The following is a 25,197-nucleotide window of genomic DNA, read 5'->3' on the forward strand; positions in this document are numbered from 1 at the left end:
GGCGGGTATCGTTGCGGGCTGTTGCGTGTACCGTCCGCGCGCCTGCTCGCACCAGCCCGGCCATCAGGCCCGGTCTCCAGTGCGGCAGGCGTCGATAGCCTCAGGCGGCCGCACCCCGAGACACCGACGACAGACAAGGTAATTCTGTGCGTACGTACAGCCCCAAGCCGGGCGAGATTGCGCGCCAGTGGCACGTCATCGACGCCACGGACGTCGTGCTCGGCCGCCTCGCCAGCCAGACCGCGCAACTGCTGCGCGGCAAGCACAAGCCGACGTTCGCCCCGCACATGGACATGGGCGACTTCGTGATCATCGTGAACGCGAGCAAGGTCGCGCTGACCGGCAACAAGCGTGAGCAGAAGATCGCGTACCGGCACTCCGGTTACCCGGGTGGCCTGAAGCAGGTCCGCTACGTCGACCTGCTCGCCAGCCGCCCCGAGCGTGCGGTCGAGCTGGCCGTCAAGGGCATGCTCCCGCACAACAAGCTCAGCCGGCAGGTTCTGAAGAAGCTCAAGGTCTACGCTGGCCCGGAGCACCCGCACCTGGCTCAGCAGCCGGTGCCGTTCGAGATCACCCAGATCGCGCAGTAGGGCAGGGAGAAGCGTGACCAGCGACATCGAAACCCCCGTCGTGGCCGAAGAGCCGATCCCGACGCCGCGCGCCGCTGACCGTCCGGTGCAGACCGTCGGTCGCCGCAAGGAAGCCGTCGTCCGGGTTCGCCTGGTGCCCGGCACCGGCCAGTTCAAGCTGAACGGCCGCACCCTGGAGGAGTACTTCCCCAGCAAGGTCAGCCAGCAGCTGGTCAAGGAGCCGCTGGTGACCTCCGACCGCCTCGAGGCGTACGACGTGCACGCCAACCTGAAGGGTGGCGGCATCACCGGTCAGGCCGGCGCGCTGCGGCTGGCGATCGCCCGGGCGCTGGTCGAGGTCGACCCCGACCACCGTCCGGCGCTCAAGAAGGCCGGCTTCCTCACCCGTGACGACCGCATGGTGGAGAGCAAGAAGTACGGCCTCAAGAAGGCGCGCAAGGCGCCTCAGTACTCGAAGCGCTGATTTCAGGCACGACCGGCCCTGCGGCCGGGATCGCATTTTCGGCCGGGCACGACACTCGTGCCCGGCCGAAGTGCTCTAGGGTTTGTGTCAATGTCCCGCGTGCCGGCTGCGGCGGACCCGTCTGCCCGCTGGCGGCGTTGGCGGCACGAGCGCATGCGACAGCGGTGTGCACTCGCACCTCCGCCCGGCCAGCGGAGGGACGCCTCGCCCGGCCGGGGGCATCGAAACGAACCCCCAGTGGGGACCTGTCCTGCGGCCGAGCGGGCGATGACATGCCGGTGGCCGCGACGCGATCGAGGTGAGGCGGTGCGCATGGGCCGGCTGTTCGGTACCGACGGGGTTCGGGGCCTGGCGAATGCGGAGCTGACACCGGAGCTGGCGGTCGCCGTCGCGGTGTCCGCGGCGCACGTGCTGGCCCCGGAACCGGACGGGCCGACCGGGAGGCGACCGGTCGCCGTGGTCGGCCGGGACCCGCGGGCCAGCGGCGACATGCTCGAGGCGGCGGTGGTCGCCGGGCTGTGCAGCGCCGGTACCGACGTGCTCCGGGTGGGCGTGCTGCCGACGCCGGCGGTGGCGCACCTGGTCGCCGAGACCGGCGCCGCGTTCGGCGTGGTGCTGTCGGCGAGCCACAACCCGATGCCGGACAACGGGATCAAGCTGTTCGCCGCCGGCGGCCAGAAGCTACCGGACGACGTCGAGGACGCCATCGAGCGGCTGGTCGCGGCGCCCGACGGGTGGCGCCGGCCGCGCGGCGCGGCGATCGGCCGGGCGGTCGACCACGCCGCCGGCGCCGATCGGTACCTGGAGCACCTGCTCGGTTCGCTGCCGCACCGGCTGGACGGGGTGAAGGTGGTCGTCGACTGCGCCAACGGGGCGGCCTCCGCGGTCAGCCCGGAGGCGTACCGGCGGGCCGGCGCCGAGGTGATCGCGATCCACGCCGAGCCGAACGGGCTCAACATCAACGCCGACTGCGGTTCCACCCACCTGGAGACGCTGATCGCGGCGGTCGCCGAGCACGGCGCCGACCTGGGCATCGCGCACGACGGTGATGCGGATCGCTGCCTCGCGGTGACCGCCGACGGTACGCCGGTGGACGGCGACCAGATCATGGGCATTCTGGCGCTGGCGATGCGCGAGTCGGGCACCCTGACCGACGACGTGCTCGTGGTCACGGTGATGAGCAACCTGGGCCTGCACCTGGCGATGCGCGAGCACGGCATCGAGGTCGCGACGACCGCGGTGGGCGACCGGTACGTGCTGGAACTGCTCCGCTCGCGTGGCCTGTCGCTGGGCGGCGAGCAGTCCGGCCACGTGGTGCTGCCGCGGCACGCGACGACCGGCGACGGCACGCTGACCGCCCTGCAGCTGATGGCCCGGATGGCGGCCACCGGCGCGAGCCTGGCGGAGCTGGCCGCGGTGGTCCGGCCGCTGCCGCAGGTTCTGCTCAACGTCCGGGTGGCGGACAAGGCGGCCGCCGTGGACACCGTGGTGCGGGACTCGGTGGCGAGCGCCGAGCGGGAGCTGGGGGACAGCGGCCGGGTGCTGCTGCGCCCGTCCGGCACCGAGCCGCTGATCCGGGTGATGGTGGAGGCCGCGACCCAGCCGCAGGCGGCGGAGACAGCGGAGAAGATCGCCGCCGCGGTGCGCGCCGCCAGCCCGATCTGACGGACCGGCCGCCGTTGCCGGGTCAGAGCAGGCTGGGCAGCAGGGCCGCCGCGAGAATGATCAGGAACACCGGGATCGCGATGACCAGCGCGATCAGTACGATCCGCCGGCGCAGCTGGCGCTGGTCGGACGCCGATGCGAAGTAGTCGCTGACGCCGTCGGTGACTCGCCGGCCGCGCTCGCTCGCGAGGATCTGCCCGGCGACCCCGGACGGGTACTCGGCCGGCGGCGGGTAGCCGTGCGGCGGTGGGTACCCACCGGGCGGCGGGTAGGCGCCCGGCGGGGCCGGCTGGGACTGGCCGGGGTTCGGGCCCGCCATCGGATACGGGCCCGCCGCCGGGTACTGCCCGGGTGCCGGGTACGGGTTCGGGCCGGTCGACGGGTAGCCGCCGGATGGCGCCGCCGGCTGCTGGCCGGGTGCGGGCCAGCCGTGGGGCGACGCGCCGGCGGACGGGTACGGGCCGGGCGGGGCCGGGCCGAAAGAACCTGGTACGCCGTCCGGGGGCGGGGGCGGGCTCGACATCCCGACATCGTAGGGCGCCGCCGCACATACCAGGAGGCTGCGCGTACCCGTGCCGAGGCGCGGGCGGAGCCGTCAGTCGGCGACGGTGGCGCGCAGCCGGGCGAGCAGTTCCTCGGTGAGCGGGGAGTGCCAGCGGCCGATCGGGTAGAGGGCGCCGACCTGCCGGACCGGTTCGGGGTCGAGCCGGCGGGCGACGACCTCGCCGGCCGGCCCGGCGAGCGCCACGGTCGGTACCAGGGCGACGCCCATCCCGGCGGCGACCACCGACTGCATGAACAGGTAGTCGCTGGCGTAGCAGGCCACCTGCGGGGTGAAGCCGGCGACCGCGGCGTAGTGGTCGAGCAGCTGGCCGACGTCGGCCCAGCCCTGCACCCAGCGCTCGTCGGCGAGGTCGGTGAAGGCGATGGTGCGCTGGCCGGCGAGTGGATGGTCGGCGGGCAGGACGACTCGGACCGGGTCCCGGCGCAGCCGCACGTACCGCAGGGACTCGCCGACGCCCCAGTCGTCCGGCGGCCGGGGTGCACCGAAGTGGTAGACGACGGCGAGGTCGGCCTCGCCGCGCCGCAGCTTCGGTACCGCGTCGAACGGCTCGTACTCCAGCACGGTGACCTCGGCGTCCGGCCGGTCGGCGGCGAGCGCGCTGACCGCCTGCGGCAGCAGCCGCTGGCCGGCGGAGGCGAACGTGGCCACGGTGAGCCGGCCGCGGGTGCCTTCGGCGATGTCGGCGATGTGACGCTCTGCTTTCGCGAGCTCGGCGGCGATCACGTCGGCGGTGGCCACCAGCGCGCGGCCCGGCGCGGTCAGCGTGATGCCGGTCGTCCGGCGCTCGACCAGCGGCACGCCGACCTGCCGTTCCAGCGCTGCGACCTGCTGTGACACGGCCGACGGTGTGATCTTCAACAGGCGCGCGGCGGCGCTCAGGCTGCCCCGGGCCGCGGCCGCCCGCAGCACCATCAGGCGGGGTACGTCGATCATTAGCTCTACTTAACACCCCTGGGCCAATTGACCACTACTCCTGGCAGGGATTTCGACGCACAGTAGTTGCCGTGAGCCGACGTTCGCTGTTCCTGCTGCTCGTGCTGTCCGCCACTTGGGGCGCCTCGTACCTGTTCATCGACCTGTCGTTGCGGGGGTTGTCCGCGCCGGTGGTGGTGTTCGGGCGGCTCGCCATCGGTGCCGCGGTGCTCTGCGTACTGGCCCGGGCGAGGCACCGGCGCCCGTTCGCGGCGCTGCGCGGGGACTGGCCGCGGATCGCGCTGTTCGCGCTGTTCGAGATGGTGCTGCCGTACCTGCTGATCGCCTTCGGCCAGAGCCGGATCGCCACCGGTACGGCGAGCCTGCTGGTGTCCACGCAGATGCTCTGGCTGGTGCTGCTGACCCCGCTGATGGTGCGTGGCGCCCGGGTGCGGGCGGTGCAGCTGGCCGGCGTCGGAGTGGGGCTCGTCGGCGTGGCGGCGCTGGTGCAGCCGTTCGGTGCCGGTGGCGCGCCGGACCCGCTCGGCGCGGTACTGGTGACGCTGGCGGCGGCCAGCTACGCGATCGGCTCGCTGCTGCTCGGGTTGCTGCTGCCGGGCCGGCCCACGCTGCCGGTCACCGCGGCCGGCCAGGCGGTCGCCGCGGTACTGGTCGCGCCGGTCGCCGCGGTCGGCCTGCCGCGGGCGATGCCGTCGGCCGGTACCTTCGGCGCGCTCGCGGTGCTCGGCGTGGCCTGCACCGCCGGCGGGTTCCTGCTGTTCAACGTGCTGATCACCCGTGCCGGCGCGGGCACCGCGAGCCTGGTCGCCTACCTCGCGCCGGTGTTCTCGCTGGCGTACGGGGCGCTCGTGCTGCACGAGCCGTTCACGGTGCCGGCCGCGGCCGGGTTGGTGCTGATCGTCGCCGGGACGGCGTTGACCGTGTCCCGGCGGCGGCGCGCGGTTCAGCCGAACACGGAGCCGGCGCCCGCGGCGGTCCGGGTCGGCTCGACCTCGACCACGCGGTAGCGGGCCACGCCGGCGCGGGCGAACGGGTCCTCGGTGACGATCCGGTCGATCGTGGCCCGGTCGACGTGCCGGGCCAGGATCGCCCCGCCGGTACGCGGCACCTGCCGGCCGGAGAGCACGAACGTGCCGTCCCCGTAGTACCGGTCGAGGTAGTCGCGGTGTGCGGGGAGCAGCGCGTCGATCTCGCTCAGCGGCTTCAGGTAGTCGAGCAACAGGATGTACACGCAGGCAGTCTGGCATGGCGCCGGCCGCGACCCGGGAGCACGTTCGTACCGAGGAGGCGGCTTGCTCGGGCTCGCGCCGATTGGCTACTTCAATCAAATCGGCTGCGTGAAACATCGGGGACTGCGCACCGCCGCTGCGCATTTCGCTGCTACCCTGCCGGCATGTGCGGCATCGTGGGGTACGTGGGAGCCGGGTCGGCGTGCACCGTCGTGGTGGACGGACTTCGCCGGCTGGAATACCGGGGGTACGACTCGGCCGGCGTCGCCGTCGTCGCCGACGACGAGGTCCGGGTGGTGAAGCGGGCCGGCAAGCTGACGAACCTGACCAAGGCGCTGGCCGAGCTGCCGCCGACCGACCCGCTGTGCGCCGCGACCAGCGGCATCGGGCACACCCGGTGGGCCACGCACGGCGCGCCGACCGACCGCAACGCGCACCCGCACGCGTCCGCGGACGGCCGGGTCGCGGTGATCCACAACGGCATCATCGAGAACTTCGCCCGGCTGCGCGACGAGCTGGAGGCGGCCGGCGTCGAGCTCGCCAGCGACACCGACAGCGAGGTCGTCGCCCACCTGCTCGCCGCCGAGCTGGCCCGCACCGCGGTCCCGGCCGGCGGTCCCGGCAGCGCGGTCCCGGCCGGCGGTCCCGGCACCGGCGCACCCAGCGGCGCCGGGATCCCCGCGGGCCTCGGTCGCGCCAGCGCCGCCGGCGGGGTCGGCGGCGCCGAGGTGGCGGGCCCGACCAGCGCCGAGGTGGCGGGCCCGGCCGGCGCGGTGCTGGTCGACGACGCGCCCACCGGCACCGGGCTGGTGGCGGCGATGCGGACCGTGTGCGCGCGGCTGACCGGCGCGTTCACCCTGCTCGCGGTGTCGGTGGACGAGCCCGGGCTGGTCGTCGGTGCGCGCCGCAACTCCCCGCTGGTCGTGGGTGTCGGGTCCGGTGAGTACTTCCTCGCCTCGGACGTCGCGGCGTTCATCGAGCACACCCGGGACGCGGTCGAACTCGGCCAGGACCAGGTCGTCGCGATCACCGCGGACGGGTACCAGGTGACCGACTTCGCCGGCGCGCCGGCGCCGACCCACCGGTACCACGTGGAGTGGGACGCGAGCGCCGCCGAGAAGGGCGGCTACGACTACTTCATGCTCAAGGAGATCGCCGAGCAGCCGAAGGCGGTCGCCGACACGCTGCGCGGCCGGCTCACCGAGGCCGGCGAGATCACCCTGGACGAGGTGCGGCTGTCCGACCAGGACCTGCGCGACGTGGACAAGATCTTCATCGTGGCCTGCGGCACGGCGTACCACGCCGGGCTGGTGGCGAAGTACGCGATCGAGCACTGGACCCGGATCCCGTGCGAGGTGGAGCTGGCGAGCGAGTTCCGCTACCGCGACCCGGTGCTGGACCGCTCCACGCTGGTGGTGGCGATCTCGCAGTCCGGCGAGACGATGGACACGATCATGGCGCTGCGGCACGCGAAGGTGCAGAAGGCGCGGGTGCTCGCGATCTCGAACACCAACGGTTCGACGATCCCCCGCGAGTCCGACGCGGTGCTGTACACGCACGCCGGGCCGGAGGTCGCGGTCGCCTCGACGAAGGCGTTCCTGACCCAGCTGGTGGCGTGCTACCTGGTGGGGCTGCACCTGGCGCAGGTGCGCGGAATCAAGTACGCGGACGAGGTCGGTGCGGTGGTCGCCCAGCTGCAGGCGATGCCGGCCAAGGTGGACGAGGTGCTGGCCACGATGGAGCCGGTGCGGGAGCTGGGGCGGTCACTGGGGGCCGCACGCTCGGTGCTGTTCATCGGCCGGCACGTCGGGTACCCGGTGGCGTTGGAGGGCGCGCTGAAACTCAAGGAGCTGGCGTACATGCACGCCGAGGGGTTCGCCGCCGGCGAGCTGAAGCACGGCCCGATCGCCCTGATCGACAACGGCACCCCGGTGATCTGCGTGCTGCCGTCGCCGCGCGGCCGGGCGGTGCTGCACGACAAGATGATCTCCAACATCCAGGAGGTACGGGCCCGCGGCGCCCGCGTCGTCGCGATCGCCGAGGAGGGTGACACCGCGGTCGCGCCGCACGCCGACCACGTGGTGTACGTGCCGCGCACGCCGACGCTGCTCGCGCCGCTGGTGACCACGGTGCCGCTGCAGGTGCTCGCCGCCGAGATCGCCGCCACCCGCGGTCACGACGTCGACCAGCCCCGCAACCTGGCCAAGTCGGTCACCGTCGAGTAGCCCGCGCACCGCGCCAGCGGGAGCCGATCGGATCAGCAGGCGTCGATCAAGGACTTGTGGTCGGCGGGTCGGGCAGGACACGCCGCAGTGGGTCCCTGATCGGCTGGTTGGTGCGCCGCGGCTCCGGGCTCGACGGGCGGGCGGTCACCGGGTCACGTCGAGGACGCCGCGGGCGGAGAGCGCCCGCAGGAAGTCGGCCGGGTCGAAGATCTCGCCGGCCGACGCGACGCCGACGGTCCTCGTCTCGCCGTCGAGGACCCGCCGGACCGCCTCGACCACCAGCGGCGCGGTGACGGCGTAGATGTCCTGCCCGCGGGCCACCGCCCGCCGCTGCGTGCCGCCGGCGTGGACCCGGACGTCGACCGCGAACGTCTGCCCGGACCGGCCCCGGGCGTCGACCGCCGCCGGCGCCGGCGTGTCCGGCGCGGCGATGTCCCGGGCCGCCTCGGTGGTCATGTACGTGCACACCTCGCCGACGTCCAGATGGCTGGGCAGGGTGACCACGTCGGCCATGGTGAACTCGGCGATCACCGTTCGCGGCCCGAGCGGGGCGGGGAAGTCCCAGGTCGTCGTCGCCGGCTCGGCGTCGTGGTACTGCAGCCGGCCGTCCCGGTAGCGCAGCCGCCGGCCGTCGCGCCGCTGGCTCGACACCGCGCCCGCGGCCCGCGTCCCCGCGGTCGGGTGCCAGCTGCTCAGCCCGTACCCGATGTGCACCTCGTCGGCGCGGGTCGCGCCGTCCAGTACCGCGCCGGCCAGCAGGTCGCCGAGGCCGCCGTAGAAGGCCATCGCGGGGACGACGATCGCGCCGGCGGCCCGGGCACGGTCGGCGAAGTGCGCGAAGGTGTCCAGGTTCGCCTCGATCTCGGCGGCGACGTCCAGGTACGGGATGCCCGCGCGCAGCGCGGCCTCGACCACCGGCCCCGCGGTCGTCGCGAACGGCCCGGCGCAGTTGATCACCGCGGCGGCGCCGGCCAGCGCCCGGTCGAGCGCGGCCGGATCGTCGACCGTCGCCGGCCGCACCTCGGTACCAGGGTGGGCCGCCGCGAGCGCCCGGAGCCGGTCCTCGTCGCGGCCGGACAGCACCGGGGTGAACCCGCGGTCCCGCAGCTCGGCGACCACGAAGCGGCCGGTGTGCCCGTACGCCCCGTACACCGTGACCTGGTGGTTGTTCGTGTTCATCGGCCCTCCGCCGTCAGGTCGTCATCGACGGCCTCGCCGTCCGGTCGTGCGCGCCGGCCGCGCCGTCCGGTCGTGCGCGCCGGCCTCGCCGTCCGGTCGTGCTCGACGGGAACCAGCCTGGCAGCGGATCACCGCGGGCACGAGTGGCAGGAACGCCAACTCGCGTACAGTTTCGGACATGCGTACCGTCGCGTTCGCCGTCACCGACGGCATGCTCAGCCTGGAACTGTCGATGGCCCACGAGGTCTTCGCCGGCGGACCGTCCGCCGATCGGTACGACGTCGCCCTGTGCGGTCCGCGCCCGGTCACCGTCGGCCGGTTCCGGCTGGCGCCCGACGCCGGGCTCGACCGGCTCCGGCACGCCGACACGGTGATCGTCCCGGGCTGGGCGGACGTCGACGCGGACCCGCCGGCCGACTTGGTCGCCGCGGTACGGGCGGCACACCAGGCCGGCGCCCGCGTCGCGTCGCTGTGCACCGGTGCGTTCGTGCTGGCCGCCGCCGGCCTGCTGGACGGCCGCCGGGCCACCACGCACTGGGCGCACACCGATGCGCTGGCCGCCCGGTACCCGCGGGTGACCGTCCACCCGGACGTGCTCTACGTCGACAACGGCAGCGTGCTCACCTCCGCCGGCAAGGCCGCCGCGATGGACCTGTGCCTGCACCTGGTACGCCGCGACCACGGCTCGGCGATCGCGAACGCGGTGGCCCGGCGGCTGGTCGTACCGCCGCACCGGGAGGGCGGGCAGGCCCAGTTCGTCACCGCGCCGGTACCGGTGCGCGACGGCCGGCCGCTGGCGGAACTGTGCGACTGGGCGCTGGACCGGCTGGCGGAACCGCTGACCGTGCCGGACCTGGCCCGCCAGGCGAACATGAGCACTCGCAACCTGGTGCGGCACTTCCGCGCGGCGACCGGTACCACGCCGCTGCAGTGGCTGCTGTCCCAACGCATCCGGCGCGCCCAGGAGTTGTTGGAACGCACCGACGACGGCATCGACAGGATCGCCGCCGCCACCGGGCTGGGCAGTGCTGCGACGCTGCGCCGGCACTTCCACCGCACCGTCGGGGTACCCCCCGACACCTACCGCCGCACCTTCCGCGCCACCGCCCCGCCCGAGCCCGCCTGACCCCGCGTCGGTCAAGCCTCGTAGTGGTAGCGGCAGGCGGCGATGCGGATCTCGTCGCCCTCGATCCGAGACACCAGTCGATGCTCATCGGTGATGCGGCGGGACCAGTACCCGTGGAAGCCATGCTTGAGGGGCTCGGGTTTTCCGAGCCCCTCGTTGCCGTTCCGGTCGATATCCTTGATCAACAAGTTGATCCGCCTGAGTACCTTGCGATCCTGTTGCTGCCACCACAGGTAGTCGTCCCAGGCGCTGCCATCCCAGATCAGGATCACTCGATCAGATCCCGCTGCGAGCCTTCGCCACGTTCCAGGCGTTCGATCGACGCCAGCAGGCGGCGCGCGTTGGCGGGGTTCCGCAGCAGGTACGCCGTCTCCTTCAACGATTCGTAGTCGTCCAGCGAGACAATCACGACAGGTTCGTGGCCTGCTCGCGTCACGACGACCTCGGCTGGGCGCCACCTCGACGATCCGTACCGCGGGCCTGCTCCGTACCGGACCAAGCCAGTCCACTGTGGACTTTCTAGTCGGTCGTGCGCGACCAGCCGGTGCGGACGGCGAACGGGGTGGCGATCTTGCCCGGGTCGCGTTCGATCACGTCGCCGAACTCGGGATCGAGGAGGGCGGCGTCGATGCGCGCCATCGTGTCGGCGTCCAGCACGCCGCCGGCCGCCGCCGCGTTGTCGCGAACCTGCTCCGGCCGGGAGGCGCCGAGGATCGCGCTGGACACCGCCGGATTCGTCAGCACCCAGCGGATCGCCAGCTGCGCCAGCGTCAGCCCCTGCTCGGCGGCGATCGGCGCCAGCCGCTGCACCGCGGACAGCACCGCGTCACCCAGGTACCGGCCGACGAACCGGCCACCGCGGTCCTGCGTGGCCCGGCTGCCTTCCGGCATCGGCTGTCCCGGCCGGTACTTGCCGGTGAGCACGCCCTGCGCGACCGGCGACCAGACGATCTGCCCGATGCCGAGCCGCTCGCAGGTCGGTACGACCTCGGCCTCGATCACCCGCCACAGCATCGAGTACTGCGGCTGGTTGGAGATCAGCGGCACCCGCAGCTCGGCGGCGAGCTTCGCGGCCGCCTCGATCTGGTCCGGTCGCCACTCCGAGGTGCCGAGGTAGCCGACCTTGCCCTGCCGGACCAGGTCGGCGAACGCCACCATGGTCTCCTCCAGCGGGGTGCCGTCGTCGTACCGGTGCGCCTGGTACAGGTCGATGTGGTCGGTGCCGAGCCGGCGCAGCGACGCGTCGCAGCTCTCCATGATGTGCTTGCGGGACAGGCCCTGGTCGTTCTCGCCCGGCCCGGTGCGGAGGCACACCTTGGTGCACAGCACGTAGCCGGCCCGGCGCACCCGGCGCAGTGCCGAGCCGAGCACCTCCTCGGCGGCGCCGTAGTCGGGCGCGCCGTACACGTCGGCGGTGTCGAACGTGGTGATGCCGACGTCGAGCGCGGCGGCGACGCACTCGCGCGCCACCTGCTCGGTGTCCTTGCCGTGGGTCAGCCAGTTCCCGTACGTCACGGCGCTGACCTGCAACCCACTGCCGCCCAGTCTGCGATGTTCCATCCGTCCACGCTAGCAACAGCGCACGGTGTCGGCTGTTGGTGCGAGGTCGCTACGGTCGGAGCGGTACGGCAGGCGCTGCCTGCGCGCCGATCGGACGGAGGAGCCCGGTGGCGGTGGGATGCGCGTTGGCGGTCGACCTGGGCACGGTGCACACGGTGGCGATGGTGGGCCACCCGGACGGCCGGCTCGAGCCGCTGCTGTTCGACGCCTCGCCGCTGCTGCCCTCGGCGGTGTTCGCCCAGCCCGACGGAAGCCTGCTCGCCGGCCGGGACGCGGTGCATGCGGCCCGGCTGGCCCCGGAACGGTTCGCGCCGAACCCGCTGCTGCGGATCGCCGACGAGACGATACCGCTGGGCGACGACGTGCCGGTCGCGACGGCGCTGGCCGCGATCCTGGGCCGGGTCGCCGCGGAGGCGACCAGGGCCGTCGGCACCGCCCCCGATCGCGTCGTGCTGACCTGCCCGGCCGGCTGGGCCGAGCGGGAACGGTCGGTGCTGGCGGCGGCGGCGGAGTCCGCGGGTCTGGGCACGGTGCTGTTCGATGCCGCGCCGATCGCCGCCGCGCGGTACTTCCAGCGGCTGTTCGGTGCCCGGGCAGCGCCGCTGACAGTGCTCGATCTCGGTGGTACCGCCGAGGTCTCGGTCGTGTTCGGCGACCGGGTCCTGGCGACCGAACGGCTCGCCGAGGCCGGCGGGCTGAACCTGGACGAGGAACTGATCGACCACCTCGACCGTAGCTACCAGGAGCGGGATTCCGTTGCGTGGCAACGGATCCGTGCGCCAGAGACGCCGGACGACCGGCGGGCGCGGCAGCAGCTGGTCGCCGACGTGCGGGCCGCGAAGGAGATGCTGTCCCGCACCCCGCAGGCGACGGTGCACGTGCCGCTGGTCGGCGTCGACGCGCCGATCTCGCGGGCAGAGCTGGAGGGGATCGCCGAACCGCTGGTCGGCGACGCCATCGAGGCGCTGCGCGACGCGCTCCGGGACGCCGGGCTGGCGTCTCCGCTACCGGGGCCGATGTTCCTGACCGGCGGGATGAGCCGGATGCCGGTGGTGGCCACCGTGCTGCATCGCGAGCTCGGGGTGACGCCGACCGGGGTCAACCAGCCGGAACTGGTCGGCGTGCACGGCGCCCTGCTCGGGCTGCTCGCCCGGTCCGCAGCGGGCGGCGGTGCGGCCGACCCGCGGCGGGCCCGCACCGACCGGGCGTACCGGCTGCTCGCCCAGGCGGAGCAGCTCGCCCGCCGGGTGTCCGCGCCGGCCGATCGGGCGCCGGCCTGGGCCCACCTGGCCGCAGCGGTGGCGCGGGTGGCACCGGATCGGGCCCGGCAGCTCGCCGTCGAGGCCGACGCGGTCGCCCGGGCCACCCACGACGCCCGGTTCCGGGCCGGCGCGCTCGGCGAGGTGATGGCCGCGCTGGCCGCGGCCGACCTGCCCGAGCTGGCGCCGATGGCGTCCGCGGCGGCTCGGACGGTGCTGGCGGTGCCCGACCCGTACTGGCAGGTCATGGCGTTGGGGGAACTCGCGGCGGCGCTGCGGGCGGTGCTGCCGGCCCGTGCGGCTGCGCTGCTCGAGGTCGCCGAGCTGGTCGTCGAGGGGATGGCCGACCAGCAGCAGCGCCGGGACGGCCTGCTCTGCGTCGGGCAGGCGGCGGCGCTGGTCGATCCGGCGCGGGCGGTGCGGATCGCCGGCTACCTCGACGATCCGGACGCCCGGGCGAGCACACTGGCGTCGGCGGCGGTCACCGTCGCGGCGGCCGACCCGGACCGCGGCGCCGAGCTCGCCGCGGAGGCGCTGCGGTGCGCCCGGACGCAGGCCACGCCGAACACCTGGGTCTCCGTGCTGACCTACCAGGTGCTGACCGGGGGCCCGCGGTGCGACCCCGCCACCGTCGAGGAGGCGGTACGGATCGCCTACGGGAGCGGCGATCCGGTCGACCGCGCCTGGCTGCTGGCGTGCTGCGCGGTGCTCACCGACGACGCCGGCCGGGCCGAGCGGTTCGCCGCCGACGCCACCGCGCAGACCCGGTTCGACGACACGGATCCGGGCGTCGCGGCGGGCATCGCCGCGGCCGCCCGGCTGCTGGCCGGGCCGCTGCCGGTGGCGGCCGAGATGCTCGGTACCGCGTGCGCCCGGATGGTTGCCGCGGCGGCCAAGGGCCGCTCGGACGAGTGGCACCTGGCCGGCGTGGCGACGGTGCTGGCCGACCTGGCCCGGCTGCTGGCCGGTGGGCCGATCCGCCCGGCCGACATGTGGTCCTGACCGCCGCCCGCCCGCTCCGCACCGGCGCAGACCGCCGGCGCGGCCGGCGCCGACCAGGCGCGGCGCGGATCGTCGGGGCCGTCGGCATCGACCAGGTGGCGCGGATCGTCAGCGGTGGTCGGCGTCGACCAGGTGGCGCGGATCGTCAGGCGCGGTCGGCATCGACCAGGTGGCGGTGCAGGAAGTGGTGGACGAGGGCGGAGAGGAAGGCGGCCTGGGCGTTGTCCGCGGCCCCGGCATGGCCGCCCTCGATGTTCTCGTAGTACGACACGTCGTGTCCGCTCGTGCGGAGCCGGGCGACCATCTTACGGGCGTGCCCCGGATGCACCCGGTCGTCCCGGGTCGAGGTGGTGACCAGCAGCGGCGGGTAGTCGCCGTCCGGCCGGATCTGGTGGTACGGCGAGAACTCGCGCAGGAACGCCCAGTCGTCGGCGACGTCCGGGTCGCCGTACTCGGGCACCCACAGCGCGCCGGCGAGCAGGCGGTGGTAGCGGCGCATGTCGGTCAGCGGCACCTCGCTGACCGCCGCGCCGAACAGCTCGGGCCGGCGCATCGTCATCAGCGCGGTCAGCAGCCCGCCGTTGCTGCCGCCGAGGATGCCCAGCCGGCTCGGCGTGGTGAGCCCGCGCTCGGCCAGATCCGTTGCCACCGCGGCGAAGTCGTCGTACACCCGGCGCCGGTCGGCGCGCAGCGCGGCGGTGTGCCAGGGCGAGCCGTACTCGGCGCCGCCGCGGGTGTTCGCCACCGCGTACCGGAATCCACGGGCCAGCCAGGTCCGGCCGACGACGCCGGAATAGCCGGGCAGCAGGGAGATCTCGAACCCGCCGTAGCCGTACAGCAGGGTCGGCAGCGGCTCGTCGGTGTCCGGCCCGACCACGAAGTACGGCACCTTCGTGCCGTCCGCCGACGCGGTGAAGTGCTGGCGCACCGCGAGTCCCGCCGCGTCGAAGTAGCGCGGCTCGCGCTTCACCGCTACCGCGTCGTCGCCGCCCGCGGTCCCCAGGTACACGGTGGACGGGGTCAGGAAACCCTCGACGGTGAGCTGGTACTCGTCGTCCACGTCGCTGTCGGTACCGAACGCGGAGGCGTCGCTGTGCGGCGGCAGCGCGGTCAGCGACGCCGCGTGCCACGGCCCGGACTCGGCGGGGGTGAGTACCCGCAGGTGGCTGGAGACGTCACGCAGCTCGGTGACGATCAGCCGGTGCCGGGTCCAGGACCAGCCGGCCAGCGCGGTGCGGTCGTCCGGCGCGAACAGCACCACCAGCTCGGGTGCGGCGCCGTCGGCGGTACTGGCGAGGAACTCGGTGAACCGGGTGGCGAGCAGCGAGCCGGCGGCGTGCTCGATGCCGCCGACCTGCCAGGCCGAGCGCAGCTCGATCAGCAGCCAGTCCCGGTTGACCGAGGCGATCGCGTCGTCCGGCACCGGGATCCGGCGCAGCGTGGCGCCGTCCCGCAGGTACCACTCGGTGCGGTAGAAGTCGACCGAACGGTGCACGAAGTCGCGTTCGAATCCCGGGGTGTCGTCGTGCCACGCCGCCACGCTCGAGTCCGTCGGCTCGCCCTCGTACACCAGCGTGGCGTCGGCGAGCGGGGTGCCGCGCCGCCACTCCCGTACGGTGCGGGGCAGCCCGGCGGTGGTCAGCGTGTCCGGGCCGAAGTCGGTGGCGACGTAGATGCGGTCGGCGTCGATCCAGTCGATCGACGTCTTCGCCTCGGGCAGCACGAACCCGTCGGCGACGAACTCCCGGCGCTCGATGTCGTACTCGCGAACCACGCTCGCGTCCGCCCCGCCCCGGGACAGCGACACCAGCGCCCGGGTGTACTCCGGCCGCAGGACCGTCGCGCCGCCCCACACCCAGTTCTCGCCCTCGTCGGCGGCGAGCCGGTCCACGTCCAGCACCGTCTCCCACGCCGGCTGCTCGCTCCGGTACGACTCCGGGGTGGTGCGGCGCCACAGCCCGCGCGGATGCTGGGCGTCGCGCCAGAAGTTGTACCGGTACGCCCCGCGGCGGGTGACATAGGGGATCCGGTCGTCGGCGTCGAGCACCTCCCGGATGGTCTCGCGCAGCGCCTCGAACTCCGGCCCGGCCAGCGCGGCGATCGTCTCCGCGTTGCGTTCGCGGACCCAGTCCAGCGCGCGCGGCGAGTCGATCTCCTCCAGCCAGAGGTTCTCGTCGTAGTCGTCCGTACCGGTCATGGGCGCGTCCTCCAGGCGGTGCGGGCAGGCGTGCGGTGCGGGCAGGCTACCCAGGCTGCCACAGCCGGCCCCGGCCGTCCCCCCAGCCGTTCGGCGCGTGGGGCCGCTTGAACGCGGGCGGCAGCGCCCGACGGAACTCGAAGGGGCCGCCGGTGTGTCAGGGTGGGGGCGTGATCATCGGGGTGGGAGTGGACGTGGTGTTGGTGGAGCGGTTCGCGCGGGCGCTGCTGCGCACGCCGCTGCTCGCGGATCGGTTGTTCACCGATGATGAGCGGGTGACCGCGGTCGGTCACCCGCGGGCGCCGGAGTCGCTGGCGGCCCGGTTCGCGGCCAAGGAGGCGGTGGCAAAGGCGCTCGGTGCACCGGCCGGCCTGAACTGGCGCGACTGCGAGGTGGTCGTCGACCGGGCGGGCCGGCCGTGGCTGACGGTCACCGGTAGGGTCGCCGACGTCGCCGCCGAGCACGGCATCGCGCGCTGGCACCTGTCGCTGTCGCACGACGGCGGGATCGCCTCGGCCATGGTCGTTGCGGAGGGGAACGCATGAGGCACGCGTACGGGGTGGCGCAGGTGCGTGCCGCCGAGCAGGCGCTGATGGCGACCGTGCCGGACGGCGCCCTGATGCAGCGGGCGGCGGCCGGCCTGGCGGTGCGGGCCGCCGGCCTGCTGGCCGACCGCGGCGTCTACTCGTCCCGGGTGTTGCTGCTGGTGGGGGCCGGCAACAACGGTGGCGACACGCTGTTCGCCGGCGCCCGGCTGGCGCGTCGCGGCGCGCAGGTACGGGCGCTGCTGCTGGCCGGTGAGCACACCCACGCCGCCGGCCTGGCCGACTTTCGTGCCGCCGGCGGCCGGCTGGTCGACGAGGTGTCCGGCCCGGTCGACCTGGTTCTGGACGGGATCGTCGGCATCGGTGGGCGGCCGGGGCTGCGGCCGGACGCGCTCGCGGCGGTACGGGCGGTCGCCGGGACCGGCGCGCCGGTGCTGGCGGTCGACGTACCGTCGGGGGTCGACGTGGACACCGGTGCCGCGCCGGCCGAGTCGGTGTGGGCCGATGTCACGGTCACGTTCGGCACGTACAAGCCGTCCCTGGTGGTGGGGCCGGCGGCGCCGCGGGCCGGTCTGGTCGAACTGATCGACATCGGCCTGGCCCCGTACCTGCCCACCGCCCCGGTGGCGGAGGCGGACGGGCCGTCGGGGTGGTCGGTGTCGCCGGCGCTGCCGGCGCTGTCGGTACCGGACGCCGACGACATCGCCGCGATCTGGCCGGTGCCGGTGCCGTCGTCGGACAAGTACACCCGCGGGGTGGTCGGCGTCGCCACCGGCTCGGAGGCGTACAGCGGGGCGGCGGTGCTGTCGGTCGGCGGCGCGCTGGCCGGCCCGGCCGGGTTCGTGCGCTACGCCGGCCACGCGGCCGACCACGTTCGCCGGGCCTGGCCGCCCGCGGTCATCGCGGACCGGGTCGGTGACGCCGGCCGGGTGCAGGCCTGGGTGGTGGGCTCCGGCCTCGGTACCGACGTGCGGGCCAAGGGTGAGCTGCGCGCCGCGCTCGCCGCCGACGTACCGGTGTGCGTCGACGCGGACGGCCTGACGCTGCTCGCCGACGACCCGGTCGGTTGGCTCGCCGACCGCACCGCGCCGACCGTACTGACGCCGCACGACCGGGAGTTCGCCCGGCTCGCCGGCGCCGAGCCGGGCGACGACCGGCCGGCCGCGGCGCGGGAGCTGGCCGCCCGGCTCGGCGTGACCGTGCTGCTGAAGGGCGACCGGACGGTGGTCGCCAGCCCGGACGGCCGCTGCCTGGTCAACTCCACCGGTACGGCCGTGCTCGCCACGGCGGGCTCCGGCGACGTGCTGTCCGGCCTGCTGGGGTCGCTGCTCGCGGCTGGGCTGCCGGCGGAGCGGGCGGCGATCGCCGCGGCATTCGCGCACGGGCTGGCCGGTCGCGAGGCGGCTACGCACGGGCCGGTGACCGCGATGGATGTACTGTCCGGACTCCGGCCCGTTGTCCGCTCTCTGACCAGCGGGAACGTTGCCGCACACACTTTCAGATGAGGAAGCTGAACCTGTACGCAGGGTAGCGGTCGTACCGCTTTCGGGGGCGGGCGACCGCCCGGTGTGCGGCGATTCCGGGAACGTTCACGGCTACGCAGAGTCGTTCCGGCGGTGCACTGCGCGCCGGGGCCGACGATTCGACGGTGGACGACGCGCGGAACGACAGGCATGATGGCGACGTCCACAACGATTCGTGTTGGGACGCACACACAGCGGTGTCCATCGTCGCGTGCCGGTACCCGCCCGGAACTGGGGGGTGCGGGCGGGCACCGGGCGCGACGTTCCCCGCTCGGCGGGGGTTTGCCGCCTTGGTCTGGCAGCCGGGCCCACCGGAATGGTCCGGGTGTCAGGCCCGAACGGGGAGAGAGGTTCCAGACGCCTCTCTCCCCGTTCGTGCGCACGTTGTTGCGGCGCAGCCCCGCCACCCCTGTTCGCGCCGGCGCTCGCTGCTGTTAGCGGTGTAAATCCTGTTCGCCGCTGCGTGCGCTCTTGCTGGCGGTGTAAAGGCCACCTCTGTTCCTTCTTTCACCCCTCGTGGGGGAACCGTGGGGAGCGGGCTTCGCCCCTCCCCACACCCCTCCCCGTCAAGGGGGCAGTCGCCCCTTGACAATCCCCCACCGGAAAAGCAGAGACGAGATCCTGACCCCGCCTGGCCCGTTTCGGAACGACGGGGTGTCGGTGCGGCCTACCCATCGAGGCCGGACCCGCCACGCCAACCACCCCACCCGGTTGCGGGCCGCCAAGACACGAAGCGACGCGACGCGAAGCGTTGCGAGGCGGGCGTTGCCGTGATGGACATGCCGGGCCCGGGCCCCGGTCTTCTTCGACACGCGCTTGGCGTCGAGGGGCATCGTCACCGGGATGGGTAAGGGGATGGCCAAGGGGAATCCCCTTGGCGGGGAAGGAGCGCGAGGAGGGGGCGAAGCCCTCTCCTCGCATTCCCCCACGCGGGGTAAAGCGGCGAACAGAGGTGGCCTTTACACCCACACGCCGAGCGGCGCCGCGGCAGAGGGAGCCTTCACCCCAGCACGCCGGAAGCGCAGCGCCGGACAGGGGTGGGCTTTACACCGCAGCGCCGGACGCACGCCAGCCGCGCAGCAGCGCTTCGGGGCCACCTCAGCGCAAAGAGGTGGTCGCCGCGGCGGCGCGGCGGCTGAGAGGTGGACCTGGGACACTGGGGGAATGCAGCAGGCCGAGGCGGTGATCGATCTCGACGCGATCTCCAGCAATGTCTCCCATCTTGCCGGCCTCACGTCGGCCGCGGTGATGGCCGTGGTGAAGGCCGACGGGTACGGTCACGGCGCCGTTCCGGCGGCCCGCGCGGCACTGCGCGGCGGGGCGAGCTGGCTCGGGGTGGCGACCCTGACCGAGGCGTTCCAGTTGCGCGACGCGGGGATCACCGCACCGGTGCTGGCCTGGCTGATCGCCCCCGGTACGCCGGTGGACGCGGCGGTGCGGCGCGACGTCGACCTGTCCTGCGCGACGCTCGGTGGCCTTGCCGCTGCCGCCGCGGCGGGGCGGGCGGCGGACCGGCCGGCCCGGGTACACCTCAAGATCGACACCGGTCTCTCGCGGGGCGGTTCGACCGCGGGCAGTTGGCCAGATCTGGTCACCGCCGCGGCGAAGGCGCAGGCGGACGGGGCGGTGCAGGTGGTCGGCGTGTGGAGCCACCTGGCCTGCGCGGACGAGCCCGGGCATCCGAGCGTCGACCGGCAGCTGGCCGCGTACCACGAGGCCCTGGACGTCGCCGAGCGCGCCGGGCTGCGGCCGACGCACCGCCATCTGGCCAACTCGGCGGGCCTGCTGACCAGGCCGGACACCCACTTCGACCTGGTCCGTCCGGGCATCGCGTGCTACGGGTTGTCGCCGGTGCGGGGCTGGCCGAGCGCGGCGGCGCTGCGGCCGGCGATGACGGTCCGGGCGCGGGTGTTGATCAGCAAGCAGGTGCCGGCCGGCACCGGCGTCTCGTACGGGCACACCTACCGCACCGAGCGGCCGGGCACCATCGCGGTGATCCCGCTCGGCTACGCGGACGGGGTGTTCCGGGCGGCGAGCAACGCGGGCCAGGTGTGGCTCGCCGGCGCGCGCCGGACCATCGCCGGGCGGGTCTGCATGGACCAGTTCGTGGTGGACGTCGGCGACGCTCCGGTGGGGGACGGGGACGTCGCGGTGCTGTTCGGGCCGGGCGACGGCGGCGAGCCGACGGCGGACGACTGGGCCGATGTGATCGGCACGATCAACTACGAGGTGGTGTGCCGGCTGGGCATCTCGCGCGCGGTGCGGCGGTACGTCGGCGGCGCGGCGTAATGCCCGATCGACGCAGCAGGGCCCGTACCGCCGGGCTGGTGGGCGCGGCTGTCGGTGCCGCGGCGGCGGGGGTCGCCGGCGGCCTCGCGGTGCGGGCGCTGCTGACCCGGCGCGATCGCGCCCCGGCCCCGGTCGACCCGTACGCGGACGAGCCGTTCGACGCGCTGCCGGCGGACGCGGAGCTGGTCGTCACCACCGACGAGGGCGTCGACCTGCACGTCGAGGTGGTGGAGCCGCCGGGGCGTGGTGCGCCGGCGCTGACCGTCGTGTTCGTGCACGGGTACGCGCTGGATTCCGGCACGTTCCACTTCCAGCGCCGGGCGTTGACCGAGTTGACGTCACCGCGGCTGCGGCTGGTCGCCTACGACCAGCCGGGCCACGGCCGGTCCGGTCGGCTGCCGGCGGGGGAGTACTCGATCGACGCGCTCGGCGGCGCGCTGTGGCGGGTGATCGAGGAGGTCGCGCCGGACGGCCCGCTGGCGCTGGTCGGTCACTCGATGGGTGGGATGACCATCATGGCGCTGGCCGAGCGCCACCCGGAGCTGTTCGAGCCGGGCGGCCGGATCCGCGCGGTCACGTTCGTTTCCACCTCGGCCGGCGAGCTGGCCGGGGTTCCGTTGGGGCTGCCCAAGTTGCTGCCCCGGGCGAGCCTGCTGCCGGCGCTGGCGAACGCGGCGAAGCTGACGCCGGGCATCATCGACCGGGCCCGCGGCGCCGCCGGCGACATCGCGTACCTGCTGACCCGGCGGTACGGGTTCGCCGGTGCGACGCCGAGCCCGGCCGTGGTGAAGTACGTGGAGCGGATGAACGCGCGCACCTCGGTCGAGTCGATCGCCGGCTACGTCAAGACGCTGTACGAGCACCGCCGCTACCGCGCGCTGGAAGCCTTGCGGCACACCAGGGTGCTGGTGATCGCCGGCGACTCCGACGTGTTCACGCCGCTGTCGCACGCGCAGGAGATCACCCGGCTGCTGCCGAACGCGACGCTGCTGGTGTTGCCGGACGCGGGGCACATGGCTTTGCTGGAGTACCCGGACGCGGTCACCGAGCCGCTGCGCGTGCTGCTGGTGGCGGCCGCGAAGAAGAGGAGTACCACGTGATCGGCACCGTCCACCATGAACTGTCCACTGTGGATGATACGCGGGCGTTCGGCGAGCGGCTGGCCCGGTTGCTGCGGGCCGGCGACCTGGTCGTCCTGGTCGGTCCGCTCGGTGCCGGAAAGACCGCGCTGACCCAGGGGATCGGCGCCGGACTGGGCGTGCGCGGTGACGTCACCAGCCCGACTTTCGTGATCGCCCGGGTGCACCCGCCGGACCCGGCGCGGGGCGGTCGGCTGCCGCTGGTGCACGTCGACGCGTACCGGCTGGGCGGCGCGCTGGAGGTCGACGACCTGGACCTGGACGCCAGCGCCGAGGACTCGGTGACGGTGGTCGAGTGGGGGCAGGGACTGGTCGAGCAGCTCGCGGACGCTCACCTGGAGGTGCGCATCGACCGGCTCGACGACGACACCCGCACCGCCACCCTGATCCCGCACGGCGGCGACTGGGCCGACCGCCTCGCCACCCTCTGACACCCTAGCCGGCGGTACCCAGGTCGAAGCCTGCCCGGGGACGTCCGCGCGACCGCGGCATCAGGCGCCGAGGAAGGGCAGCAGCGCGGCGGTGAGCTGGGCCGGGGCGTCCTCCTGGACCAGGTGGCCGGCCCCGGGGACGACGGTCAGTTCGGCCGGCCCGATCAGGCCGGCGAGTTCCCGGCCGCGGTCGAGCGGGATCCACTCGTCGTCGCCGCCCCAGCAGATCAGTGTCGGGATGGCAATGTCGCCGAGCAGGTCCCGGAACTCGTCGGTGTAGCTCTGGTCGGCCTGCGCGATCTGCCGGTAGAACGCGGACTGACCGGTGTCGCCCAGCCACGGCCTGACCAGCGCGTCCAGCGTCGGGGGAGGCAGCCCCGGTGCGCTCGCCGACGCCACGTACCGTCGCACCAGCGCCTCGTGCAGGTGGCCGGGAAGCTGCTCGAACACCTCGGTGTTGGCGCCGACCAGCCGGAAGAACGGCGAACCCCACGGCGCGAGCGCGACCGGGTCGACCAGACCGAGCCGCCGGTACCGGGCGTGGTGCAGCAGCAACGCCCGCAGCGCGACGGCGCCGCCGAAGTCGTGCGCCACCACGGCGGGCGCGGGCAGCCGCCAGTGCTCGAGCAGTTCGGTGAACACCCGGGACTGCGCGCCGAGGGACACGTCCTGCCCGGCTGCCATCGCCGACGCCCCGTAGCCCGGCATGTCCCAGACGTACACCCGGTACGTGGCGGCGAGGGCCGCGGCGACGTTGCGCCACACGTACGAGGCGAACGGGGTGCCGTGCAGCAGGACGACCGGTTCGGCCCCGTCCGGGCCGAGCACGTCCCACCGAACGGTGCCCGATTCGCTCTCGTACGTCCTGCTCAGCCGCCATGTGCCCATTCGCCGATGGTGCCAGTGTCGGGTGCGCTCCGGCGCGGTCGGGGGGCTCGCCGTCTCGGTAACTGCCGACGGCGGCACCGGCGGCCGGTCGGGTGGTCGAAGGTCGGTCCGCGGGCGCGGACGACCGCAAGGCAGGATGGGTACGTGCTGGTACTGGGTGTTGACACGGCGACAGCGGCGGTGACCGCGGTGCTCGCCGAGGTGACCGACGACGATGTGCGGGAACTGGCCACCGAGGTGACCGTGGCCGCGCAGGCGCACGGCGAGCGGCTCGCGCCGGCGATCGAGGCGGTGCTGACCGCGACCGGGCGCACGCCGGCCGATCTGGTTGCCGTGGTCGCCGGTACCGGTCCGGGGCCGTTCACCGGCCTGCGGGTGGGGCTGGTGACCGCCACCGCGCTCGGCCAGACCCTGGCGATCCCCACGTACGACGTGTGCACGCTGGACGCGCTCGGCGCGGTCGCCGGTGCCGGCCGGGTGCTGGTCGCCACCGACGCGCGGCGCAAGGAGATCTACTGGGCGACCTACCTCGACGGGGTCCGGCAGACCGGGCCGGCGGTGGCCAGGCCCGCCGAGGTCGCCGACGGGTTGGCCGTCGACCGGGCGGTCGGTGCCGGCGCGGTGCAGTACGCGGAGATCCTCGGCGTGCCGGTGGCCGACGAGCCGCGCTACCCGGTCGGTACCGCACTGGTCGCGCTGGCCGCCGACCGGATCCGGGCCGGTGCGCCGGGCGAGACGCTGGTACCCCGGTACCTGCGGCGACCCGACGTGACGCCGGCCGCCGCACCCAAGCCGGCCGCCACCCGTTGAGCCGGCGCGAGGAAGCGGGCCCGGGCCGGTGAGCGAGGTGCGGATCGAGCGGCTGCGCTGGTGGCACATCCGCGAACTGCTGCCGATCGAGGACGAGCTGTTCGGCGCGGAGCGGTGGAGCGCGGCGATGTTCTGGAGCGAGCTCGCCGCCGGCCACTACTACCGGATCGCCCGCGACGACACCGGCATCGTCGGCTACGCCGGACTCGCCGTCACCGGCCCGGACGAGGCGTGGATCCACAACATCGCGGTACGCCGGGACCGGCAGCGCGCCGGCGTCGGCCGGGCCCTGCTGGACGACCTGCTCGCGGAGGCGGACCGGCACGGCGCGACGCACGTGCTGCTGGAGGTCGCGGTCGACAACGAGCCGGCCCGGACGCTGTACGGTCGCTACGGGTTCGTCGAGGTCGGCCGGCGCCGCGGCTACTACCAACCGAGCAACACCGACGCGTTGGTACTGAGAAGAGAGGCTTCGGGCAGTGACTGAGCAGGAGCGCGCGGCGGGCGCCGACGGGCCGCTGGTGCTGGGCATCGAGACGTCGTGCGACGAGACCGGGATCGGCGTGGTGCGCGGCACCACGCTGCTCGCCGACGCCGTCGCCTCCAGCATGTCCGAGCACGCCAAGTACGGCGGGGTGGTGCCGGAAGTGGCGAGCCGGGCGCACCTGGCGGCGATGGCCGGCACCATGCGCGAGGCGCTCGACACCGCCGGGGTACGGCTGTCCGATGTGGACGCCGTCGCGGTCACCGCCGGCCCGGGACTGGCCGGCGCCCTGCTGGTCGGCGTCGCCGCCGCGAAGGCGTACGCGCTGGCCGCGAACAAGCCGCTGTACGGGGTGAACCACCTGTCCGCGCACGTCGCGGTGGACACCCTGGAGCACGGTCCGCTGCCCGAGCCGGCGATCGCGATGCTGGTGTCCGGCGGGCACTCCTCGCTGCTGATGGTGGAGGACCTGGCCGGCCGGGTCGAGCCGCTCGGCGCCACCATCGACGACGCGGCCGGGGAGGCATTCGACAAGGTGGCCCGGCTGCTCGGGCTGCCGTTCCCGGGTGGCCCGCCGATCGACAAGGCGGCCCGCAACGGCGATCCGGTCGCGATCGACTTCCCGCGCGGTCTCACCGCGCCGCGGGACCTGCAGCGGCACCGGTTCGACTTCTCCTTCTCCGGGCTCAAGACCGCGGTGGCCCGCTGGGTCGAGGCGCGGCAACGGTCCGGCGAGCCGGTACCGGTGGACGACGTCGCCGCATCCTTCCAGGAGGCGGTCTGCGACGTGCTGTCCCGCAAGGCGATCGACGCCTGCCAGGAGCACGGGATCGACACCCTGCTGATCGGCGGCGGGGTGGCGGCGAACTCGCGGCTGCGGGCGATGGCCACCGAGCGCGCCGAGCGGTACGGGATCCGGGTCCGGGTGCCGCGGCCGAAGCTGTGCACCGACAACGGGGCGATGGTCGCCGCCCTCGGGTCGCATCTCGTCGCGGCCGCGGTACCGCCGTCCACACTGGACATCCCGGCCGACTCGTCCCTCCCGGTGACCACCGTGTCACTCGCCAACCGGATGTGAGCCGTGCTCGACTCGGC

24 protein-coding genes are annotated in these 25,197 nt (G+C 74.1%); 15 read left to right on the forward strand and 9 right to left on the reverse strand.

Going from position 1 to position 25,197, the window contains the following annotated elements:
- Positions 1-146 precede the first annotated feature (146 nt).
- The 3 genes from rplM to glmM all read left to right on the forward strand — a co-directional run bounded on the left by rplM (position 147) and on the right by glmM (position 2,718).
- Positions 147-590 carry a 50S ribosomal protein L13 gene (gene rplM, locus Asera_RS10710; protein ID WP_030446801.1) on the forward strand — a complete coding sequence of 148 codons (444 nt, stop codon included), beginning with the start codon at positions 147-149 and terminating at the stop codon, positions 588-590.
- Positions 591-603: 13 nt separating this feature from the next.
- A complete protein-coding gene (rpsI, locus tag Asera_RS10715; RefSeq protein ID WP_035296862.1) occupies positions 604-1,053 on the forward strand; it encodes a 30S ribosomal protein S9 in 450 nt (149 codons plus the stop codon).
- Between the two features lie 312 nt (positions 1,054-1,365).
- Entirely contained in the window at positions 1,366-2,718 is a 1,353-nt protein-coding gene (gene glmM / locus Asera_RS10720) for a phosphoglucosamine mutase (RefSeq protein WP_030446803.1), read from the forward strand.
- 22 nt (positions 2,719-2,740) lie between these two features.
- Here glmM and Asera_RS10725 read toward each other — a convergent pair whose 3' ends face one another.
- On the reverse strand, positions 2,741-3,241 hold the full coding sequence (locus Asera_RS10725; RefSeq protein WP_051802345.1) for a hypothetical protein: 501 nt from the start codon (positions 3,239-3,241) through the stop codon (positions 2,741-2,743).
- 72 nt (positions 3,242-3,313) lie between these two features.
- Positions 3,314-4,216 (reverse strand): LysR family transcriptional regulator, encoded by a 903-nt coding sequence (locus Asera_RS10730; RefSeq protein WP_030446805.1) that lies wholly within the window; start codon positions 4,214-4,216, stop codon positions 3,314-3,316.
- Positions 4,217-4,287: 71 nt separating this feature from the next.
- Here Asera_RS10730 and Asera_RS10735 point away from each other — a divergent pair, with 71 nt between their 5' ends.
- Positions 4,288-5,223 carry a DMT family transporter gene (locus Asera_RS10735; protein WP_035296865.1) on the forward strand — a complete coding sequence of 312 codons (936 nt, stop codon included), beginning with the start codon at positions 4,288-4,290 and terminating at the stop codon, positions 5,221-5,223.
- Here the strand turns inward: Asera_RS10735 and Asera_RS10740 are convergent.
- Positions 5,160-5,447, reverse strand: a complete 288-nt coding sequence (locus Asera_RS10740) for a YciI family protein (protein WP_030446806.1) — start codon at positions 5,445-5,447, stop codon at positions 5,160-5,162. The two genes, Asera_RS10735 and Asera_RS10740, sit on opposite strands and share 64 nt — an antisense overlap.
- 162 nt (positions 5,448-5,609) lie before the next feature.
- Here Asera_RS10740 and glmS point away from each other — a divergent pair, with 162 nt between their 5' ends.
- Positions 5,610-7,670 (forward strand): glutamine--fructose-6-phosphate transaminase (isomerizing), encoded by a 2,061-nt coding sequence (gene glmS / locus Asera_RS10750; RefSeq protein ID WP_030446807.1) that lies wholly within the window; start codon positions 5,610-5,612, stop codon positions 7,668-7,670.
- A gap of 144 nt (positions 7,671-7,814) precedes the next feature.
- Here the strand turns inward: glmS and Asera_RS10755 are convergent, their stop codons facing one another.
- Complete coding sequence (locus Asera_RS10755) at positions 7,815-8,849, reverse strand: saccharopine dehydrogenase family protein (protein ID WP_030446808.1); 1,035 nt, start codon at positions 8,847-8,849, stop codon at positions 7,815-7,817.
- Positions 8,850-9,027: 178 nt separating this feature from the next.
- Here Asera_RS10755 and Asera_RS10760 point away from each other — a divergent pair, with 178 nt between their 5' ends.
- Positions 9,028-9,975: a helix-turn-helix domain-containing protein gene (locus Asera_RS10760; protein ID WP_030446809.1), complete on the forward strand. Its 948-nt coding sequence runs from the start codon at positions 9,028-9,030 to the stop codon at positions 9,973-9,975.
- 11 nt (positions 9,976-9,986) lie between these two features.
- Here Asera_RS10760 and Asera_RS10765 read toward each other — a convergent pair whose 3' ends face one another.
- The 3 genes from Asera_RS10765 to Asera_RS10775 all read right to left on the reverse strand — a co-directional run bounded on the left by Asera_RS10765 (position 9,987) and on the right by Asera_RS10775 (position 11,535).
- A complete protein-coding gene (locus Asera_RS10765; protein ID WP_030446810.1) occupies positions 9,987-10,247 on the reverse strand; it encodes a Txe/YoeB family addiction module toxin in 261 nt (86 codons plus the stop codon).
- Positions 10,244-10,411, reverse strand: a complete 168-nt coding sequence (locus tag Asera_RS33030) for a type II toxin-antitoxin system Phd/YefM family antitoxin (RefSeq protein ID WP_280529724.1) — start codon at positions 10,409-10,411, stop codon at positions 10,244-10,246. The genes Asera_RS10765 and Asera_RS33030 overlap by 4 nt, the downstream gene beginning before the upstream one ends.
- A gap of 83 nt (positions 10,412-10,494) precedes the next feature.
- On the reverse strand, positions 10,495-11,535 hold the full coding sequence (locus tag Asera_RS10775) for an aldo/keto reductase family protein (protein WP_030446812.1): 1,041 nt from the start codon (positions 11,533-11,535) through the stop codon (positions 10,495-10,497).
- A 107-nt stretch (positions 11,536-11,642) separates the two neighbouring features.
- Between Asera_RS10775 and Asera_RS10780 the strand changes: the two genes are divergently transcribed.
- Positions 11,643-13,796: an Hsp70 family protein gene (locus Asera_RS10780; protein WP_051802347.1), complete on the forward strand. Its 2,154-nt coding sequence runs from the start codon at positions 11,643-11,645 to the stop codon at positions 13,794-13,796.
- 145 nt (positions 13,797-13,941) lie between these two features.
- Here the strand turns inward: Asera_RS10780 and Asera_RS10785 are convergent, their stop codons facing one another.
- On the reverse strand, positions 13,942-15,993 hold the full coding sequence (locus tag Asera_RS10785; RefSeq protein ID WP_030446814.1) for a prolyl oligopeptidase family serine peptidase: 2,052 nt from the start codon (positions 15,991-15,993) through the stop codon (positions 13,942-13,944).
- 170 nt (positions 15,994-16,163) lie between these two features.
- Here Asera_RS10785 and Asera_RS10790 point away from each other — a divergent pair, with 170 nt between their 5' ends.
- From Asera_RS10790 to tsaE, 5 genes are all read left to right on the forward strand, one after another.
- Positions 16,164-16,538 carry a holo-ACP synthase gene (locus tag Asera_RS10790; protein WP_030446815.1) on the forward strand — a complete coding sequence of 125 codons (375 nt, stop codon included), beginning with the start codon at positions 16,164-16,166 and terminating at the stop codon, positions 16,536-16,538.
- Complete coding sequence (locus Asera_RS10795; protein ID WP_030446816.1) at positions 16,535-18,043, forward strand: NAD(P)H-hydrate dehydratase; 1,509 nt, start codon at positions 16,535-16,537, stop codon at positions 18,041-18,043. The genes Asera_RS10790 and Asera_RS10795 overlap by 4 nt, the downstream gene beginning before the upstream one ends.
- Positions 18,044-19,225: 1,182 nt before the next feature.
- Positions 19,226-20,350: an alanine racemase gene (gene alr / locus Asera_RS10800; protein ID WP_030446817.1), complete on the forward strand. Its 1,125-nt coding sequence runs from the start codon at positions 19,226-19,228 to the stop codon at positions 20,348-20,350.
- A gap of 38 nt (positions 20,351-20,388) precedes the next feature.
- The gene (locus Asera_RS10805) at positions 20,389-21,450 is read left to right on the forward strand and encodes an alpha/beta fold hydrolase (protein WP_342344416.1); all 1,062 of its coding nucleotides are present in this window, start codon (positions 20,389-20,391) and stop codon (positions 21,448-21,450) included.
- On the forward strand, positions 21,447-21,920 hold the full coding sequence (gene tsaE / locus Asera_RS10810; RefSeq protein ID WP_030446819.1) for a tRNA (adenosine(37)-N6)-threonylcarbamoyltransferase complex ATPase subunit type 1 TsaE: 474 nt from the start codon (positions 21,447-21,449) through the stop codon (positions 21,918-21,920). Before Asera_RS10805 ends, tsaE begins: the two co-directional genes overlap by 4 nt.
- Positions 21,921-21,980: 60 nt before the next feature.
- On the opposite strand, the gene Asera_RS10815 is transcribed toward tsaE, so the two are convergent.
- Positions 21,981-22,808 (reverse strand): alpha/beta fold hydrolase, encoded by an 828-nt coding sequence (locus Asera_RS10815; protein ID WP_030446820.1) that lies wholly within the window; start codon positions 22,806-22,808, stop codon positions 21,981-21,983.
- 144 nt (positions 22,809-22,952) lie between these two features.
- Between Asera_RS10815 and tsaB the strand changes: the two genes are divergently transcribed.
- From tsaB to tsaD, 3 genes are read left to right on the forward strand one after another with little or no spacing between them, the layout of a single operon-like run.
- The gene (gene tsaB / locus Asera_RS10820) at positions 22,953-23,618 is read left to right on the forward strand and encodes a tRNA (adenosine(37)-N6)-threonylcarbamoyltransferase complex dimerization subunit type 1 TsaB (RefSeq protein ID WP_030446821.1); all 666 of its coding nucleotides are present in this window, start codon (positions 22,953-22,955) and stop codon (positions 23,616-23,618) included.
- A 28-nt stretch (positions 23,619-23,646) separates the two neighbouring features.
- Complete coding sequence (gene rimI, locus Asera_RS10825) at positions 23,647-24,105, forward strand: ribosomal protein S18-alanine N-acetyltransferase (protein ID WP_030446822.1); 459 nt, start codon at positions 23,647-23,649, stop codon at positions 24,103-24,105.
- Positions 24,098-25,180 (forward strand): tRNA (adenosine(37)-N6)-threonylcarbamoyltransferase complex transferase subunit TsaD, encoded by a 1,083-nt coding sequence (tsaD, locus tag Asera_RS10830; RefSeq protein ID WP_030446823.1) that lies wholly within the window; start codon positions 24,098-24,100, stop codon positions 25,178-25,180. Before rimI ends, tsaD begins: the two co-directional genes overlap by 8 nt.
- Positions 25,181-25,197 lie beyond the last annotated feature (17 nt).

Source organism: Actinocatenispora sera (genome assembly GCF_018324685.1).
In the GTDB taxonomy this organism is placed as follows: domain Bacteria; phylum Actinomycetota; class Actinomycetes; order Mycobacteriales; family Micromonosporaceae; genus Actinocatenispora; species Actinocatenispora sera.

Bases quoted from the DNA above. Each gene is read 5' to 3' on its own strand.
- glmM (WP_030446803.1), top strand. From the start codon at position 1,366: ATGGGCCGGCTGTTCGGTACCGACGGGGTTCGGGGCCTGGCGAATGCG.
- Asera_RS10725 (WP_051802345.1), bottom strand. From the start codon at position 3,241: ATGTCGAGCCCGCCCCCGCCCCCGGACGGCGTACCAGGTTCTTTCGGC.
- Asera_RS10730 (WP_030446805.1), bottom strand. From the start codon at position 4,216: ATGATCGACGTACCCCGCCTGATGGTGCTGCGGGCGGCCGCGGCCCGG.
- glmS (WP_030446807.1), top strand. From the start codon at position 5,610: ATGTGCGGCATCGTGGGGTACGTGGGAGCCGGGTCGGCGTGCACCGTC.
- Asera_RS10755 (WP_030446808.1), bottom strand. From the start codon at position 8,849: ATGAACACGAACAACCACCAGGTCACGGTGTACGGGGCGTACGGGCAC.
- Asera_RS10760 (WP_030446809.1), top strand. From the start codon at position 9,028: ATGCGTACCGTCGCGTTCGCCGTCACCGACGGCATGCTCAGCCTGGAA.
- Asera_RS10775 (WP_030446812.1), bottom strand. From the start codon at position 11,535: ATGGAACATCGCAGACTGGGCGGCAGTGGGTTGCAGGTCAGCGCCGTG.
- Asera_RS10785 (WP_030446814.1), bottom strand. From the start codon at position 15,993: ATGACCGGTACGGACGACTACGACGAGAACCTCTGGCTGGAGGAGATC.
- Asera_RS10795 (WP_030446816.1), top strand. From the start codon at position 16,535: ATGAGGCACGCGTACGGGGTGGCGCAGGTGCGTGCCGCCGAGCAGGCG.
- alr (WP_030446817.1), top strand. From the start codon at position 19,226: ATGCAGCAGGCCGAGGCGGTGATCGATCTCGACGCGATCTCCAGCAAT.
- Asera_RS10815 (WP_030446820.1), bottom strand. From the start codon at position 22,808: ATGGGCACATGGCGGCTGAGCAGGACGTACGAGAGCGAATCGGGCACC.